This window comes from Leptolyngbya sp. 'hensonii', from assembly GCF_001939115.1.
Lineage (GTDB): Bacteria > Cyanobacteriota > Cyanobacteriia.
In genome coordinates, this window is record NZ_MQTZ01000041.1 from 404,639 (window position 1) to 421,390 (window position 16,752).

At 53.8% G+C, this 16,752-nt stretch carries 12 protein-coding genes; 4 read left to right on the top strand and 8 right to left on the bottom strand.

The window, feature by feature from the left end; translation table 11 throughout:
• The first annotated feature begins 68 nt into the window (after positions 1–68).
• Positions 69–1,745, top strand: coding sequence for an aldehyde dehydrogenase family protein (locus tag BST81_RS13590; protein ID WP_075599162.1), 1,677 nt, complete (start codon positions 69–71; stop codon positions 1,743–1,745).
• An 11-nt stretch (positions 1,746–1,756) separates the two neighbouring features.
• Here the strand turns inward: BST81_RS13590 and BST81_RS13595 are convergent, their stop codons facing one another.
• The 8 genes from BST81_RS13595 to BST81_RS13630 form a co-directional block, all read right to left on the bottom strand.
• On the bottom strand, positions 1,757–2,206 hold the full coding sequence (locus BST81_RS13595) for a nitrate reductase associated protein (RefSeq protein ID WP_075599014.1): 450 nt from the start codon (positions 2,204–2,206) through the stop codon (positions 1,757–1,759).
• 7 nt (positions 2,207–2,213) lie between these two features.
• Entirely contained in the window at positions 2,214–2,672 is a 459-nt protein-coding gene (locus tag BST81_RS13600; RefSeq protein WP_075599015.1) for a phosphate-starvation-inducible PsiE family protein, read from the bottom strand.
• 133 nt (positions 2,673–2,805) lie between these two features.
• Positions 2,806–5,016 carry a nitrate reductase gene (locus BST81_RS13605; protein ID WP_075599016.1) on the bottom strand — a complete coding sequence of 737 codons (2,211 nt, stop codon included), beginning with the start codon at positions 5,014–5,016 and terminating at the stop codon, positions 2,806–2,808.
• Positions 5,017–5,144: 128 nt separating this feature from the next.
• A complete protein-coding gene (locus BST81_RS13610; protein WP_216351321.1) occupies positions 5,145–5,993 on the bottom strand; it encodes a nitrate ABC transporter ATP-binding protein in 849 nt (282 codons plus the stop codon).
• Between the two features lie 155 nt (positions 5,994–6,148).
• Positions 6,149–8,161, bottom strand: coding sequence for a nitrate ABC transporter ATP-binding protein (locus tag BST81_RS13615; protein WP_075599017.1), 2,013 nt, complete (start codon positions 8,159–8,161; stop codon positions 6,149–6,151).
• Between the two features lie 98 nt (positions 8,162–8,259).
• Positions 8,260–9,099, bottom strand: a complete 840-nt coding sequence (gene ntrB / locus BST81_RS13620; protein ID WP_075599018.1) for a nitrate ABC transporter permease — start codon at positions 9,097–9,099, stop codon at positions 8,260–8,262.
• 151 nt (positions 9,100–9,250) lie between these two features.
• On the bottom strand, positions 9,251–10,582 hold the full coding sequence (locus tag BST81_RS13625) for a CmpA/NrtA family ABC transporter substrate-binding protein (RefSeq protein WP_075599019.1): 1,332 nt from the start codon (positions 10,580–10,582) through the stop codon (positions 9,251–9,253).
• Positions 10,583–10,674: 92 nt separating this feature from the next.
• The gene (locus tag BST81_RS13630; protein ID WP_075599164.1) at positions 10,675–12,216 is read right to left on the bottom strand and encodes a ferredoxin--nitrite reductase; all 1,542 of its coding nucleotides are present in this window, start codon (positions 12,214–12,216) and stop codon (positions 10,675–10,677) included.
• 243 nt (positions 12,217–12,459) lie between these two features.
• Here BST81_RS13630 and BST81_RS13635 point away from each other — a divergent pair, with 243 nt between their 5' ends.
• From BST81_RS13635 to BST81_RS13645, 3 genes are all read left to right on the top strand, one after another.
• The gene (locus tag BST81_RS13635) at positions 12,460–13,044 is read left to right on the top strand and encodes a molybdenum cofactor guanylyltransferase (protein ID WP_075599020.1); all 585 of its coding nucleotides are present in this window, start codon (positions 12,460–12,462) and stop codon (positions 13,042–13,044) included.
• Positions 13,045–13,228: 184 nt separating this feature from the next.
• Entirely contained in the window at positions 13,229–15,445 is a 2,217-nt protein-coding gene (gene dnaK, locus BST81_RS13640; protein ID WP_075599021.1) for a molecular chaperone DnaK, read from the top strand.
• 195 nt (positions 15,446–15,640) lie between these two features.
• Complete coding sequence (locus BST81_RS13645) at positions 15,641–16,618, top strand: J domain-containing protein (RefSeq protein WP_075599022.1); 978 nt, start codon at positions 15,641–15,643, stop codon at positions 16,616–16,618.
• Positions 16,619–16,752: the final 134 nt, after the last annotated feature.

The following is a 16,752-nucleotide window of genomic DNA, read 5'->3' on the forward strand; positions in this document are numbered from 1 at the left end:
AGTTAAATCGGCTCCGAACAGGATTTATGATCTTGTTATCGGAACCAGTTATCCCCTCCGGTCCTGCTATGGCTTCATCTCGATTGCCAGTTTCCACCTTCGCTGAAGTAGATGTGGCAATCGCCCTTCTCTGCGATCGCAAAATGGCCTGGGCCAGGCTCAGTATTCCCGATCGCATCACCTATCTGCAGCGCTGCATTGAAGGTGTGCTGGCTGTGGCCGAGGACTGGGTGGAGGCCAGTTGCCAGTTGAAAGCCATTGACCCGGCCTCTCCACTGGCTGGAGAAGAGTGGATTGCTGGACCCTGTTCCACGGTTTCCAACCTGCGGTTGCTGATGCAGACATTGCAGGCCCAGGGCCAGCCCCAGCCTGTCCGTTGGACCACCCGCCCTGATGGACAATCCGTGGCGCAGGTATTTCCCGACAACCTGATGGATCAGGTTTTGTGGTTAGGCTTTCAGGGAGAGGTCTGGAGTGAACCCGGCCAACCGGCCACCCAGGGCCAGATTTATCGGGAATCTTCTCCGGTGGGTCGGGTCGCTTTGGTCCTGGGAGCTGGGAATATTTCCTCGATCGCCCCGATGGATAGCCTCTACAAGCTGTTTGTGGAAAATCAGGTGGTGTTGCTCAAGATGAATCCGGTGAACCAGTATATGGGACCGATTCTGGAGCAGGCGTTTCAAAGTTTGCGGGCCGATGGTTTCTTTGAAGTGGTCTATGGGGCAGCAGATCTGGGCCATTATCTTTGCCACCATCCCCAGATCGAGACCGTTCATATCACGGGGTCTCACCATACCCACGATGCGATCGTCTGGGGCAGCACTCCTGAAGAGAGGCAGGAGCGGCAGGCGAGCCAGCGACCCCTACTCACTAAACCCATCACCTCAGAACTGGGCAACATCACTCCGATTCTGGTGGTGCCTGGTTCCTGGTCTGGGGCAGATCTTGCCTTCCAGGCCCGCCATGTAGCTGCCATGGTAGCCCACAACGCCAGTTTCAACTGTGTTGCCGGAAAAGTGCTGGTGGTCGCAGCAGGCTGGCCCCAGCGGGAGGCTTTTCTGACCCGGTTGCGGCAGGAACTGGCTCGAACTCCAGCCCGCAAGGCGTACTATCCTGGTGCCCAACAGCGTTACCAGGCATTTTTGGATCGCTATCCCCAGGCCGAGGCGATCGGCAACCGGATAGCCGACAGCGTGCCCTGGACCCTGATTCCTGATGTTGTACCTGTTGCTGGAGAATATGCCCTGCAGGAAGAACCCTTCTGCGGGGTGCTGGCCCAGGTGACCCTACCCGCCACCACAGCCGCAGAATTTTTGCACCAGGCTACCGAATTTGCCAATGGGCAAATCTGGGGCTCCCTGGCCTGTGCGCTGCTGATCCATCCCCGCACCCAAAAACAATATGCTGATGAGCTGGAACAGGCGATCGCCAAGCTGCGCTATGGCAGCGTGGCCGTGAATGTCTGGCCAGGCATGATCTACTATTTCAGTGTCCATAGCTGGGGGGCATTCCCAGGCAACAGTCTGGGTGCGATCAGCTCCGGTCGAGGGGTGGTCCATAACGCCTATCTCTTCGATCATCCTCAGAAATCTGTGATGTGGGCTCCGTTTCGGATCTGGCCCACTCCAGCCTGGTTTGCTGACAACCGTAACTTGAAGCAACTGGCCCAGCGATATCTGCAGTATGAAGCCAAACCTACCTGGGACAATGTGTTGCGAGTGGTTCTGGCTGCGGTACGGGGGTAATTTTCAGGGAATTACAACCCAAACTCTCGCAAGGCTGGTCTGAAGTTGCCACCTTCATGGCTCGATTGACTCAACTTGATCAGGGCAAATCGCTGCAGGGGAGTCAGGGCAGCCCATTGTTCTAGGGTAATGGTGACGCTGGCCGCCTGGGCTTTCGCTTGGACTTCCTGTGGAATCTGGCTCCTGTTCTGCCAGGGGGGATGGGGATCGATCGGGAGTTCAGTGGCGGTTTCCCCGGTACGCTCCTGGATTAACTGCTGTAAGGAAGTCTGAAAAACCTGTACCTCTGACTCTGTATTGCAGGGCCGATCGAGCAGGCTTTGGCGATCGGCTGGAGTGAATTGGTTCCACTGCTGCAACTTCAGCTTGATACCGGCTGTATCCAGCTTGTAGCGCACCATCATGGGGATGCAGCGTAAGGAATCAACAAAATCTGCTTCAAATTGAAAAAATTGGGTCATGGATCCATTATGACTGCCGGTTGGTTCGATGAATTAGCCAGTAACTGAAAGCAAGGGAGGCAATGGCGATCGCCAACCCAATTAACTCAATGCCGGTGGTTTTCTGGAAATCCAGAATAATAATTTTTCGGGCGACCGCAATCAGGGAGGTCACAATCACCAGCTCTACCTGAATTACCTGCTCTTTTAAATAGCCGGTAATGTTTTCCAGAATTTCCAGGGCAATCAAAATATTCAGAAACAGCCCAAAGATTTCAATCAGGGTGATGCTGTTGAACCCAAAGGGAGGAGTTGCAATTTCTTGAACCAGAAAATACCCTAAGTCGTAGAGTGCTACCAGAATCACCACAATCATGCCGATCGAAAGCAATCTGGACACTAACTTTTCAAATTGAGACAGTAACTTGATAAAACTGTCGTCACAGGTTAATTTGCCCCAGAAATTGATCAGCTTGTTCAGCCACATGGTTCTAGCCCTCTGGTTCGAGGGATTGAAGATCTACCTCTTTTAGTTAACAACAATCAGGGGTACATCACGCCTCAGGGAGCAATCAGGAAATGACAGGAAGAGGATTGATTGGGCCTGATGGAAAATATCGCTAAGTCACAGCACCTGTGATCTGTCGGGCAGGTTCAACTTCAACATCCAGATCCACAGAGGTAGGGGTTATGGGAATCAGTTGCACTGCGCAGGCTTTCAACTCCGGTTGATGGGAATCGGGACAGGCTTCTGGATGAGTCAGGGCATTGGCTTCAGCCCGATCGGCCCAGAGCGATCCCCAATGCATGGGCACGAAAACCGTACCAGGAGAAATGCCACGGGTAACGACAACGGGGAAACGGGCCATGCCCCGCCGCGATCGCACCTCCAGCAGATCCCCATCCTGAACACCCAGTTCCAAGGCATCCCGGGGATGCACCTCAATGAATGGACTAGGATGCATCTGGCAGATTTTTTCGGTTCGCCCAGTGCGGGTCTGGGTGTGCCAGTGGCCGTATAAACGTCCTGTAGTCAGGACATAGGGATAATTGGGGTCCGGGGGTTCTGCCAATCCGCGCGGATGATAAGCCAAAAATCGAGCCCGGCCATCCGGGGTCGGAAAGTGGAGATCGGTATAAAGGCGTTGGCTCTGCCGGGTTGCCTCTAGTTCATCCGGACAGGGCCACTGTAAGGGGCCTGACTGCTGCAAGCGATCGTGGCTGATGCCACTCATATCGCAAACTCGACCCCGAGTCAGTTGCACGAATTCGGCGTGAATCTCAGCGGCACTCTGGAAGGGGAATTGCTCAGTAAAACCCAGACGACGACCCACTTCACAAAAGATGGCCCAATCCTCCCGGGCTTCCCCCAGGGGCTTCTGGAAAGCGGGACAAAGACTGACCCGGCGTTCGGAATTGGTCATGGTGCCGGACTTCTCACTCCACTGAGCTGCAGGGAGCAGGAGATGGGCATAGGCTGCCGTTTCTGTTGGATAGTAAGCTTCCTGGTACACTGTGAAGGGCGATCGCTGTAAAGCGGCTCTGGTCCGTTCCAGATCCGGCAGACTGACCAGAGGATTGGTGGCTGCAATCCAGAGAAGACTCACCTCATCCGCTTCTAAGCCAGTGATCATATCCCAGACGGTACGGCCTCGCTGGGGGGAAATCTGCCTGGATGGGAGCCCCCAGAATTGCTCGACCTCAGCCCGGTGCTGGGGATTGCTGACAAACCGATACCCCGGTAACAGATGGGACAGTCCTCCAGCCTCCCGTCCCCCCATGGCATTCGGTTGGCCCGTCAGGGAGAAAGGACCAGCACCTGGTTTGCCAATTTGACCCGTCATCAGGTGCAGGTTGATCAGGCAGCGGACCTTGGCTGTGCCCTCGCTGGACTGGTTCATGCCCATGGACCAGAGAGACAGGACCCGTTTGGATTCCCCCCACCAGCGAGCCGCCATTTCCAGGTCCCTGACCGAGATACCGCAACGATCGGCCACTTTACCAGGTTGATAATGACGAATCAACTGGGCAAAGGCTGGAAAATTCACGGTGCAATCGTCAATGAAGCCAAAATCCAGGTAGGGATAGTTGTAGGGAGCATCAATACTCCAGTGCAGTAGGAGATAGGCAATACCATTCAGCAGATCAATATCGGTGCCAGGCCGAATTGCCAGGTGGAGATCGGCAGCCTCAGCCGTAGGGGTACGGCGCGGGTCAACCACGATCAGCTTTACATCTGGATTCTGCTTATGATGTTTACGGAGGCGATTAAACACGATCGGATGGCATTCCGCTGCGTTACTGCCAATCACGAAAGCGCAATCCGTCAGCTCCACATCATCGTAACAACAGGGAGGACCATCAGACCCCAGACTCTGGACATATCCGGAAACTGCTGAAGACATGCACAACCGAGAATTGGCATCAAAATTGTTCGTTCCCAGACAGCCCTTCATTAGTTTTTGGGCTGTGTAATAATCTTCTGTGACAAACTGACCGGAGCCATACATACAAAGAGCATCTGCTCCTTGAGTTGCCTGCACCTGCCGAATTTTCTGGACGAGGCGATCGAAGGCTTCATCCCAACTGATGCGGCGAAACGGTTCCCTCAGAGAGTCTCGCCACATCGGGTAGAGCAGGCGATCGATCTGGATGGATTCAGCAACAGTCGCACCCTTGACACAGACCATACCCTGGCTGGAGGGATGGCTGCGATCGCCTCTGACTTTCCAATTCGGGGTTCCATTGGTCGCTGGGGCCATGGGCAGGACTTCCAGGCCACAGCCCACCCCACAATAAGGGCAGAGGGTCTTGATTGCATCGTTAGTCATGAGTCATTGGTCATTGGGTTCATCCCCTCTGGGGAGGGGTGGCCCGCAGGGCCGGGGTGGGTTTAGATGGGTGAGGCGTTGCATGCAATGCCTTTACGGGTGGTTATGGCTACACAGCCATCAAATGACTAATCCACATCATGGGCAAAACGGCGGAACAGGAAATCCATAGCGTGGTTTCGCAATTCGTAGTAATGGGGATCCTCCATGACCCGACTGCGGTTGCGGGGACGGGCAAAGGGGATTTGCAAAACCTCCCCAATTTTCGCCGCAGGGCCATTCGTCATCATGACCAGACGATCAGACAGCAGCAGAGCCTCATCCACATCATGGGTCACCATCAGTACCGTCACCTGATGCTCAGTCCAGATTTTCAGCAACTCTTCCTGCAATTCTTCCCGCGTGATCGGGTCCAAAGCCCCAAAAGGTTCATCCAAAATCAACACCTTAGGACGCAGAGCCAGAGCACGGGCGATCGACACCCGTTGCTTCATCCCACCCGAAAGCTGCTTCGGTTTTTTGTTCGCTGCATCATTGAGCCCAACGAGAGCCAGATGCTCCCGCACGATCGCCACCTTCTCAGCCCTGGGCTTTTCAGGCCAGACCGAATCCACAGCCAGATAGATATTATCGAAAGCACTCATCCAGGGCAGTAGCGAGTAATTCTGGAAAACGACCATGCGATCGGGGCCTGGCTTAGTGATGCGCTTGTTTTCCAGGCGCACTTCCCCATGGGTAGGACGGTTGAACCCAGAAACCATATTCAGCAGAGTCGATTTACCACAACCAGAGTGGCCAATAATGCTGATAAATTCTCCCTCATAGACGGTTAGATCGATCCCGTCCAGAACGATATACGGACCTTGAGGAGTCGGATATACCTTGGAGACATTTTCAATCACCAGGTAAGGATCCCGATTGATAGCGGTTGGCGGGTACAGGTTGAGGGTGTTCAGGGTTTGCATAGGATCAGTCATAAAGTAAATTCGGTAGAGACGCGATTCATCGTGTCTCCTGCATCGGTTGAAGGGTAATAGGGATATAGGGACAGACCGCCACGATAGACAAGTTACAGAGATGCGATAGACAAGTTACAGAGATGCGATAAATCGCGTCTTTACGGCAGCAGAGATCAGGAGCGAGTGGCAGCAAGAGGTTGAGGATCCAGGTCGATCTCTGTAATGTGGACTTCCCGTTTGATGTCCAGGGACTTGAGATAACCGATCGGATCATCAGGGTCAAAGCTGACCCCATCAAAGAAGCGGATTGGACCCCGATTGGGTTCAATATCCGGAAATCCGAGGTCACGGGCTGCAGCTCCAAACACATCTAGGCGACGCACCCGCTCCAGCACTTCTACCCAGTTGCGGGGGAAGGGGGTAATGTCCCAACGAGCAAGCTGGGTCATCGTCCAAAGGGCCTCTACCCGATCGGGGAAGTTGGTTTTATCGACAAAGAACTGGTTGAACCGCAACAAATATTCGGGAGGGGCATCCGTGCCCCGATCGTAGGGATCGATCAGCCCGGGCCGAATCTGCGCCAGACTGGAGCCGACATATTCGGGGCGGGAGAGCAGTTCGGCCACTTCTTCCCGATTGCGCCGATCATCGCAATATTCGCAGGCTTCCAGCATGGCTTTGACCAGGGCCAGATGGGTTTCCGGATACTCGTTGGCCCAGTCTTCCCTCACGCCTAGAACTTTTTCTGGATGTCCAGCCCAGAGATCTAAATCGGTTGCAATGACAAATCCGGCCTGGTCCTGGATCGCGTGGGTGTTCCAGGGTTCACCAGCGCAGAACCCATCGATACTACCTGCTTTCAGGGTGGCCACCATCTGGGGCGGGGGAATGATGGTCAGGCTGACATCTTCGTCAGGGTCAATGCCACCGGATGCCAGCCAGTAGCGTAGTAGGAGGTTCTGCATGGCAGCCGGGTGAACCGCTGCCAGGGTATGGATTTTGTCGGGGGTACGGATCAGCAGGGATTTGAAGTCGGCCAGAGTCCGGACCCCAGATTCAAATAGATGGCGGGCAAAGGTGATCGCATTCCCGTTACGACTGAGGACCAGGGCAGAGGTAATGGGAACGGGGGCATTGCCTTTCATGCCCAGAGTGAGGGCGATCGGCATGCCAGCGACCATCTGGGCTGCATCCAGGCGTCCACTCACAACGCCTTCTGCAATTGCTTTCCAACTCGGTTCCCGAGAAAGATGCACATCCTCTAACCCATGCTGCTGAAAGAATCCCTTTTCCTTGGCGATGACCAGGGGAGCGCAGTCTGACAGGGGCACAAATCCAATTTCCAGGTTGATTTTCTCTAACCCATTGCGGGCGATCGCCCCTGTGGGTTTAATCTGCCGTTGCTTGGATTTCTTCTGCTGGTTGAGGAAGTAGTTGATTTCGGCCCGCAGACTGTAATAGTTGGGATGGTTCACCACTTCCATGCGCGCCCGAGGCCGAGCGAAGGGAACCTCAATGATCTGGCCGATGCGGGCTTCTGGACCGTTGGTTAACAGGATAATTCGATCGGATAAGAGGAGCGCCTCATCCACATCATGGGTCACCATGACACAGGTGAGCTGGCCTTCCTCAGCAATGCGGATTAGTTGATCCTGGAGACCACTGCGGGTGAGGGCATCCAGGGCTCCGAAGGGTTCGTCCAGTAGCAAAACCTTGGGGCGAATGGCCAGGGCGCGGGCGATCGAAACCCGCTGTTTCATCCCTCCCGATAACTGGCTGGGCCGTTTGTCGGCGGCGTGGCGTAACTTCACCATATCGATGTGGTGCTCCACAATTCCCCGCCGCTCTCCCCGAGGCAGGTTGCTCATCACCTCATCCACGGCTAGAGCAATATTCTCTCGCACGGTGAGCCAGGGGAGGAGGGAGTAGTTCTGAAACACCACCATGCGATCGGGGCCTGGTGTGGTCACCTGCCTGCCTTCCAGAACAACTCCACCCCGGGAAGGCTTGTCGAGTCCCGCGATGATGTTGAGTAGAGTAGACTTGCCGCAACCGGAGTGGCCGACCAGGGAAATAAATTCCCCTTTCTGGATCTTGAAATCAATATTTCTCAGCGCAACGTAACTCCCCCCATTAGGCAGGGAAAAAATCCGGGAAATGTTGTCTACTTCAACAAAGGAAGACATAGCTTAATGAAAGGTAAGAGTTGGGTATGGAGGAAATAAAGATCTTTCTGGATGTGGGTATTCAGGCCGAATTTTATGCCTGGGGGATGACGCATCCCCTACTTCTGCTCGTCCTGCACCACCAGGGTGGCAATAAAGCCAACCACTTTATCTAGCAGTAGGCCGACAATCCCGACATAAACCAGGGCAATGATGATCTCACTCAGGCGAGAGCTGTTCCAGGCATCCCAGATGAAGAACCCGATGCCAACCCCTCCAGTCAACATCTCAGCCGCCACGATCGCCAGCCAGGAGAGGCCAATACCAATTCGTAGTCCGGTAAAAATGTAGGGAACGGTAGCCGGAAACAGGACTTTGAAAAAGTATTTTGGACTGGATAGTTGCAGAACTCGGGCTACATTGTTGTAATCCTGGGGAATCTGCTTGACACCAACCGTGGTGTTGATGATGATCGGCCAGATTGCTGTAATGAAAATAACGAAGATGGCTGAAGGGTTGGCCTGTCGAAAGGCCGCCAGGGAAATGGGTAACCAGGCCAAGGGTGGTACTGTGCGTAAGATTTGGAAAATGGGGTCTAAGGCCCAAAACATAAACTTGTTCAGGCCAATGAGAATTCCCAGGCAAATCCCCACGATCGCAGCCAGGGAGAACCCGATCGCGACCCGCTGTAAACTAGCAAAGATTTGCAGCCCCAGGCCCTTGTCCGTATCTCCATTATCAAAAAAGGGATCTCGAATCAGATCCCAGGTTTCCGTGAGAACCGTCAAAGGAGCTGGTAGGGGAGCTTTCGGTCCAGAGCAAAGAATTTGCCAGATGACCAGGAAGAGGGTGACGGCAATAATGGGTGGAATGACATACTTGGCTTGCTTCTGAAACCAGGTCAGGATGAGTTTTGGTAAAGCGGAATTGGTTAAGGGTTTTGCCAGGCTGGTTGTCATCCTCTGGATCTCCTATGTGTGTCGAACTCAAGGGGGGATTCGCAAAAATGGGGGGTATTCAGGTACTTTGTCAGGTGTAATTGCAGAAATTTGTTCGGAGCGGACAGTTCTAACGGGGGTAACTGGTCCGCTCCTTTACGGTGGATGCTGATTAGGCTTTGACCTTCTTGATCTTGAGGCTCTTGAGATAGGCTTCAGGGTTCTCCGGATCAAACTTCACCCCATCAAAGAAGGTTTCAATCCCTCGTGAGGTGCTCTTGGGAATAGCGGCTTCTTGGCCGATCGCTTTGGCGGCATCCTTCCAGAGGTCTTCACGGTTGACGGCTTTAACCAGCGCTTTGCTATCGGTATCGGCAGGCAAATACCCCCAGCGAATATCCTCGGTCAGGAACCACAAATCGTGGCTCGCGTAGGGGTAGGAGGCACTGTCAGACCAGAATTTCATCAGGTAAGGACTGTTTTCTTCCACCCGTCCATCCCCATAGTCAAACTTCCCTTTAGCCCGCTCCACAATGTCTTTGGCTGGCACCTTAAACCATTCCCGCTTCGAGAGGATATTGCACATCTCCTCTTTGTTTTCCATCTTGTCACACCACATCTGAGCTTCCAAAACAGCCATCAGCAGGGCTTTAGCTGCTTTGGGATGCTTGTCCACGTAATCTGCTCGCATAGAAAAGGCTTTCTCTGGATGGTCTTTCCACAATTCCCCAGTGGTGAAGGCGGTGTAACCCAGTCCCTGGTTGACAAGCTGAGCATTCCAGGGCTCACCGACGCAAAATGCTTCCATGTTTCCAACTTTCATGTTGGCGACCATTTGCGGGGGAGGAACGACGATCGTTGAGGCATCCTTATCCGGGTCAATTCCACCGGCTGAAAGCCAGTAGCGCATCCACAGATCATGAGTGCCGCCAGGGAAAGTAACCGCGCACTTGGTGTCTTTTCCAGCCGCTTTAGCTTTAGCAAAAGCATCTTTCAGGGGCGTACTCTGGAGATTGACTTTTAAGTCTTTGTAAGTATTGGCCACTGAAATGCACTGTCCGTTGGTATTCAACCGAGCCAGGATGTACATGGGAACTTTCTTCCCATTCGTCACGGCTCCCGTGGAAATCAGGTAAGGCATGGGGGTCAGGATGTGAGCCCCATCAATACCACCCCCGTCGGAACCCAGTACGATATTGTCCCGAGTTGCCGCCCAGGAAGCCTGCTTGGCAACTTCGACATCTTTCATCCCATACTTATCGAAAAAGCCCTTCTCTTTGGCAATGATCAGGGGAGCAGAATCGGTCAAAGCAATAAAGCCTAATCTAGCTTTTGTGGTCTCTGGGGCATCTGCTGCACTGACACTGGCGGGTGCAGCACTGGGAGAACTAGCGCCAGAAGAGGGTTGATCCCCGGAAGAACCACCGCAGCCATGTAGAATAACGGTGCCAGCGGCTGCAGTTCCAGCAGTGATAATAAATTTTCTTCTGGACAGATCAGACATGAATTCAGCTCCTCAGGTATTCGCTTGCAAGTAAAAAGTTCATTAAGGGAAGACGTTGCAGGTAACGTCTGTATTACATCTCGATCGCAGGGCTATCCTGCCAATTCCCTGGGTTGGGCCTGAAAATGCTCAATCAGCACCTCTCGCAGCACTGGCTTCAGATCCTCACAGGGAATCCCCTTGCGAACACAGGTGCCCAGATGCGCCTCTTTGCCCACTTTGCCCCCCATGTAAAGGTCTACCCCTTCCAGCGTCTGACCGTCTTTACGGACCTTGGTACCCATCAGCCCGATGTCAGCCACCTGGGGCTGCCCACAGGAATTGGGGCAACCCGTCCAGTGAATCCGAACGGGACGTGGGGTAGAGAGTTCTGCCCCTAGTTCCCGCACCATCTGCAAGGCTCGCTGCTTCGTTTCAATCAGGGCAAAGTTGCAAAACTGGCTGCCGGTACAAGACACCAGTGCCCGCTCCAGATTATCCGGATTCACAGAGAACAATTGCAGCAGGGGCTCCTTCAAGAATGGCCCCAATCGCGAATCGGGAATGTTCGGGATGATGACGTTCTGTTCTACAGTCAGGCGGATTTCTCCACTGCCGTAGACCTCTGAAAGGCGGGCCAAGTCAAACATTTCCTGGGCTTGCAGACGGCCCACGGGCACATGCAGACCCACATAGTTAAGGCCAGGTTGCTTCTGGGCATGGATGCCAATGTGATCCCGTTTATCCCAGACAATTTCATCTTGAGGGGCAGCCGTTGGTAGGGAATAGCCGAGTTGCCGTTCCACCTCCGATCGAAACTTTTCCATTCCCCACTCATCCAGTAGCCACATGAGGCGCGCTTTTTGCCGGTTGGCCCGCAATCCATGATTGCGGTAAACCATCAAGATGGCCTCACAGAGGGCAACCACATCCCGGGGATCAACCCAGACATTCATCGGCACAGCCGCTTCGCAGCGCTTGGCGGAGAAAAAGCCCCCTACGAGAACGTTAAAGCCCAGAATGCCATTCTTGAACGCTGGGACGAAGGCAATATCGTTGATTTCGGCATGGACAGAGTTATCCCGGCAGCCTGCGATCGCAATATTGAATTTGCGTGGCAGATTGGTAAATGACGGATTGCCATCCCCGTTATTGGTAATCATGTCCTGCACCTTGCGGATCAGGCCACGGGTGTCAATCAACTCATCGGCATCAATGCCTGCCACAGGCGATCCGGTAATATTCCGCACGTTGTCCATGCCAGACTGAATGCTAGTTAACCCGGCGGCCTCGAACTTGCGAAAGATCTCTGGCGCATCCTCCAAACGAACCCCCCGTAACTGGAGGTTCTGGCGGGTGGTGATGTCGGCACTGCCGTCGTCGCCATACCGCTGAACAATCTCTGCCAGTACCCGCATCTGTCCGCTGGTGAGAATCCCGTTGGGGGTTCGCATGCGTAACATAAACTTGCCGGGGGTGACGGGACGGAAGAATAGCCCCAACCATTTCAGTCGATGGTCTCGATCCGTCTCATCCATCGCTTCCCAACCAATCTGGGCAAAGCGTCCGATCTCTGCCTTGACGAGTAGGCCATCCTTTTCCGCCTTAAATTTCTCAAACTTATTGGCAGTGACTGCCGGTAATGTACCTGTCATAAAAACCCTCACGACGATCGAGCCCACAAGGCCATTCCCCTGCCGGTCGAACATTGCCGATAAATTTGCCAAAATCCGTTACAAACCTCTGACAGAGCCGATATTATTTCGCCCTGCCCACAGTTGATTCCTGTTGTTTGATACGTTAAGCTGTCGCAAGATGCAAGTTCGTATCACCAGTTACAAAATATTTCAGATTATGAACTTTTTGCATCCACCTGATGCAATTTTTTCTTGAGGGCAATGGCGCTGGCAGCGATCGTTCTGGCTGGAGGTCGCAGCTCTCGCATGGGACGAGACAAGGCCCTCATTGCCGTCGCTGGAATGACGCTGCTGGAGCGTGTCTGTCGGGTTGCGGCCCAGTGCAGTTCCCAGGTTGTTGTCGTCACCCCCTGGCCCGATCGTTATCGCGCTCTTCCCGGTCTTCAGAGCTGCCAATTTGTCCAGGAACAGTCCCCCGAAGCTCAGGGGCCTCTGGTGGGGTTTGCCCAGGGGCTAGCGCAGGTCAGGGCAGATTGGGTGCTCCTGCTGGCCTGCGATCTGCCCCGGTTAGAGGGCAGCCTGTTGCAGCAATGGGGTCAACAGTTGGAGCGCGTCCCACCAGCGGCGATCGCCCTGCTGCCCCGTCATCCTAAAGGCTGGGAACCTCTCTGTGGTTTCTATCGCCATCGTTGTCTACCGGATTTGCAGGAATTTATCGAGGAAGGAGGACGATCGTTTCAGGACTGGCTGGCCACCCAAGTGATCCAGGAACTATCCCTGACCTGTCCCCAGATGTTATTCAATTGCAATACGCCAGAGGATTTGACTACGATCGGGCTGGTCTGATTCAGACCCCTTTAGCAGGATAGAATAAACTTAGAAACATTTTGAAACGTATGCTAACGTTCACCCAGGGAACTATTTGACTGATTCATGGGGATACACCGCTCTGTGTCCTTAACAGTCAGGGGCTCCCTTTCAATGGGTAAAAGTAGTGATAGGCTGAAATACTTGCGGAGATTCAGGATTCATGGGAAAGGTAGTCGGCATTGACCTGGGTACGACAAACTCGGTAGTTGCCGTCATGGAGGGGGGGAAACCGGTCGTTATTGCCAATGCGGAAGGAGTCAGAACCACACCCTCAGTGGTCGGGTTCAGTAAAGATGGAGAGCGCCTTGTGGGGCAAATGGCGCGGCGGCAGACGGTCCTGAATCCGCAAAATACTTTTTATGGGGTCAAGCGCTACATTGGCCGAAAATATTCTGAACTGAGTCCAGAATCGAAGCGGGTGCCCTACACTATCCGCAAAGATGAAGTCGGGAATATCAAGATCAAGTGTCCGCGTTTAGATAAAGAATTTGCGCCGGAAGAAATTTCTGCTATGGTGCTGCGGAAGCTGGTGGATGATGCCAGTCGCTACCTGGGGGAAAAGGTGACCCGTGCAGTGATTACGGTGCCAGCCTATTTTAATGACTCCCAGCGACAGGCAACTCGGGATGCCGGTCGGATCGCCGGTCTGGACGTGCTACGGATTCTTAATGAGCCCACAGCAGCTTCCCTTGCCTATGGTCTGGAAAAACGGGATCAGCAGACCATCCTGGTGTTTGATCTGGGAGGGGGCACTTTCGATGTGTCCATCCTGGATGTGGGGGATGGGGTGTTTGAAGTCAAGGCCACCAGTGGTGACACTCAGTTGGGGGGGACAGACTTCGATCGCCGCATTGTCGATTGGTTGGCAGAACAGTTTCTGGAGGCAGAAGGGGTGGATCTGCGTCGTGATCGGCAATCCCTCCAGCGACTGACGGAAGCTGCCGAGAAAGCCAAAATCGAACTTTCTGGGGTCACGATTACAGACATTAATTTGCCGTTTATTACTGCCACGGAGGATGGTCCGAAACACCTGGAGACGCGGTTGGCCCGCACCCAGTTTGAGGAACTCTGTGGCGATCTCCTCGATCGCTTGCGGGGACCTGTGAAGCGAGCTTTGAGTGATGCCGATCTAACTGCAGCGGATATCGATGAGGTGGTGCTCGTAGGAGGTTCAACTCGAATTCCTGCCGTGCAAAAACTGGTGCGGAAGATTATCAATTTAGAACCGAATCAGAATGTCAATCCAGATGAAGTCGTGGCGGTGGGAGCAGCAGTTCAGGCTGGCATCATGGCTGGGGAAGTGAAGGATATTCTGCTCCTGGATGTCACCCCTCTGTCCCTGGGCCTGGAGACGATCGGAGGGGTTACCCGTAAGCTCATCCCCCGCAATACGACAATTCCTGTCCGTCGATCGGACATTTTCTCTACCTCCGAAAATAACCAGACCGTGGTGGAAGTCCATGTGGTGCAGGGGGAACGGGAAATGGCGGCCAACAACAAATCCCTGGGGCGGTTTAAGCTGACGGGTGTGCCTCCGGCTCCTCGCGGTGTGGCTCAGATTCTCGTGTCATTTGATATTGATGCTAATGGCATTCTGCAGGTGATGGCCCTCGATCGCACCACAGGGCGAGAACAGAGTATTACGGTGCAGGAAGCCTCTACCCTGACGGAAGAAGAGATCAAGAAAATGCTGCGGGAGGCAGAGGAGTTCGCAGATCAGGATCGGGAAAAGCGGGAGCGGATTGAGAAACGCACCCTGGCTGAAGACCTGATCCGGCAGGCCGAAAAATTGCTGCGAGATGTCGCCATGGATTACGGCATGTATTTTGCCAGCGACCTGCGCCGTCGTATTGAAACCTTGCTGCGGGAACTGCGGGATAGCCTGGACAATAATGACGAGCGGGGTATCGATGTGACGCAGGTTGATCTGCGGGATGCCGTCTATGATCTCCGGCGAGAATATTACCGGCGCGATCAGGATGATGAGGAGGATGAGGGCATCCTCGGGTCGATTCGCCGCATCTTCAAGGGGGATGATGACGAAGAGTACGAGTATGACTCCTGGAATCGAGATCGGCGGGACTATCGAGATGATTATCGCAATGAGGACTATCGGAACGATAATTACCGATCGGGGGGGTACCGGAATGACGATTATCGCAATGAGGACTATCGCTCCGATCGCATTCGAGGGTCTCGATCGGGGGGATCTCGGAATGAGGAGTATCGCTCCGATCGTGCTGGCGGCTATCGCAACGACGCCAATGCTCGGGATGAGGAGTCCCGTCGTCCGGCCTATGGTGGGGGCACAAGCAGCCGACCGGGCCGATATTCTCAAAATGACGATTTTGATGAAGACGATGATGAATGGCTCTAGATTGACAGCGCTTTACCCCTGGATGGTGACAGCCACCCAAGCCTCAAACCCAAATCAGGTAATTGTTCTTAAGAGGTGGCCTGTAATCTATACAAATTCAACCGGTTATGGTTATGGGTTTTGAGGTAGAAGTTTTGAATTGGATAGCGATCAATCGAAACTGAACGCTTAAACCTTGTAACTATTGATACTTGTATGCAGAACTTTCGGAATTACTACGAAATCCTTGGGATTCCCAGGGAGGCGTCAACCGAGGAAATTAAGCAGTCGTACCGGAAACTGGCACGGCAATATCACCCTGACTTGAATCCGGGCAACAAGGAAGCGGAGGAAAAATTCAAGGATATTGGTGAAGCCTATGAGGTTCTTTCTGACCCGGACAAACGGGCTCAATACGACCAGTTCAGCCGTTATTGGAAGCAAACCGGGTTCCAGGCAGGTACAACAGCCACTAAGGGGAATGCCTGGGACAGCGATCGGGGGGGAGGCAGTGGGGTCAACTTTGGGGACTTTTCAGACTTCAATAGCTTTATTGACACCCTGATCGGCAACCGTTCCACCCGGGTCACCACTGGAACCCAAAATCGCACCACAACTTCAACCAATCCCTTCCGTCCGGGAACCACCAAGACCGCTTATACCGTTAACTCCCGGGCCGCTCGTAAGGATGCAGAGGCTCGCCTCAGCCTGCCCCTAGACAAAGCCTACCTAGGGGGTCAGGAGCGGGTGCGGCTGGAGGATGGCCGATCGCTGGAGGTCAATATGCCCCCTGGTATGGTCACGGGCCAGCGGATTCGCCTGCGGGGTCAGGGGGTTGCCGGTGGCGACCTGTATTTGAAAATTGAGGTGCAACCCCATGGATTTTTCCGGTTAGAAGGCGCAGATATTTACTGTGAACTGCCGATCACGCCCAGCGAGGCCGTCCTGGGAGCCCAGGTCGAGGTACCGACCCTGGATGGTGCTGTCAAGATGACCATTCGCTCCGGAGCCAAGTCAGGGCAGCGATTGCGGCTGGCCAATAAGGGCTATCTGACGGACGATGGCAAGCGGGGCGATCAGATTGTGGAGTTGCAAATTGTGGTTCCTAAAGACCCTGATCCCCAGGAACGGGAGCTATACGAGAAACTGCGCCATCTTGAAACGTTCGATCCGAGAGCAAATTTGCCGGTGTAGTTATGGGTCATTGGTTGAACAGGCTTCTTGATTGCGAGTAAGGTGTCATAAATGGTCCCATTTATACCGTGTCACCAGTATCAGTTCGCTGATCCTGATGACCAGTGACCAATGACCAATGCCTTGCTAAAGTG

What these genes read in the sequence shown, in the direction of transcription:
- BST81_RS13590 (WP_075599162.1), top strand. Translation starts at nt 69, where the DNA reads ATGGCTTCATCTCGATTGCCAGTTTCCACCTTCGCTGAAGTAGATGTG.
- BST81_RS13595 (WP_075599014.1), bottom strand. Translation starts at nt 2,206, where the DNA reads ATGACCCAATTTTTTCAATTTGAAGCAGATTTTGTTGATTCCTTACGC.
- BST81_RS13600 (WP_075599015.1), bottom strand. Translation starts at nt 2,672, where the DNA reads ATGTGGCTGAACAAGCTGATCAATTTCTGGGGCAAATTAACCTGTGAC.
- BST81_RS13605 (WP_075599016.1), bottom strand. Translation starts at nt 5,016, where the DNA reads ATGACTAACGATGCAATCAAGACCCTCTGCCCTTATTGTGGGGTGGGC.
- BST81_RS13610 (WP_216351321.1), bottom strand. Translation starts at nt 5,993, where the DNA reads ATGACTGATCCTATGCAAACCCTGAACACCCTCAACCTGTACCCGCCA.
- BST81_RS13615 (WP_075599017.1), bottom strand. Translation starts at nt 8,161, where the DNA reads ATGTCTTCCTTTGTTGAAGTAGACAACATTTCCCGGATTTTTTCCCTG.
- ntrB (WP_075599018.1), bottom strand. Translation starts at nt 9,099, where the DNA reads ATGACAACCAGCCTGGCAAAACCCTTAACCAATTCCGCTTTACCAAAA.
- BST81_RS13625 (WP_075599019.1), bottom strand. Translation starts at nt 10,582, where the DNA reads ATGTCTGATCTGTCCAGAAGAAAATTTATTATCACTGCTGGAACTGCA.
- BST81_RS13630 (WP_075599164.1), bottom strand. Translation starts at nt 12,216, where the DNA reads ATGACAGGTACATTACCGGCAGTCACTGCCAATAAGTTTGAGAAATTT.
- BST81_RS13635 (WP_075599020.1), top strand. Translation starts at nt 12,460, where the DNA reads ATGGCGCTGGCAGCGATCGTTCTGGCTGGAGGTCGCAGCTCTCGCATG.
- dnaK (WP_075599021.1), top strand. Translation starts at nt 13,229, where the DNA reads ATGGGAAAGGTAGTCGGCATTGACCTGGGTACGACAAACTCGGTAGTT.
- BST81_RS13645 (WP_075599022.1), top strand. Translation starts at nt 15,641, where the DNA reads ATGCAGAACTTTCGGAATTACTACGAAATCCTTGGGATTCCCAGGGAG.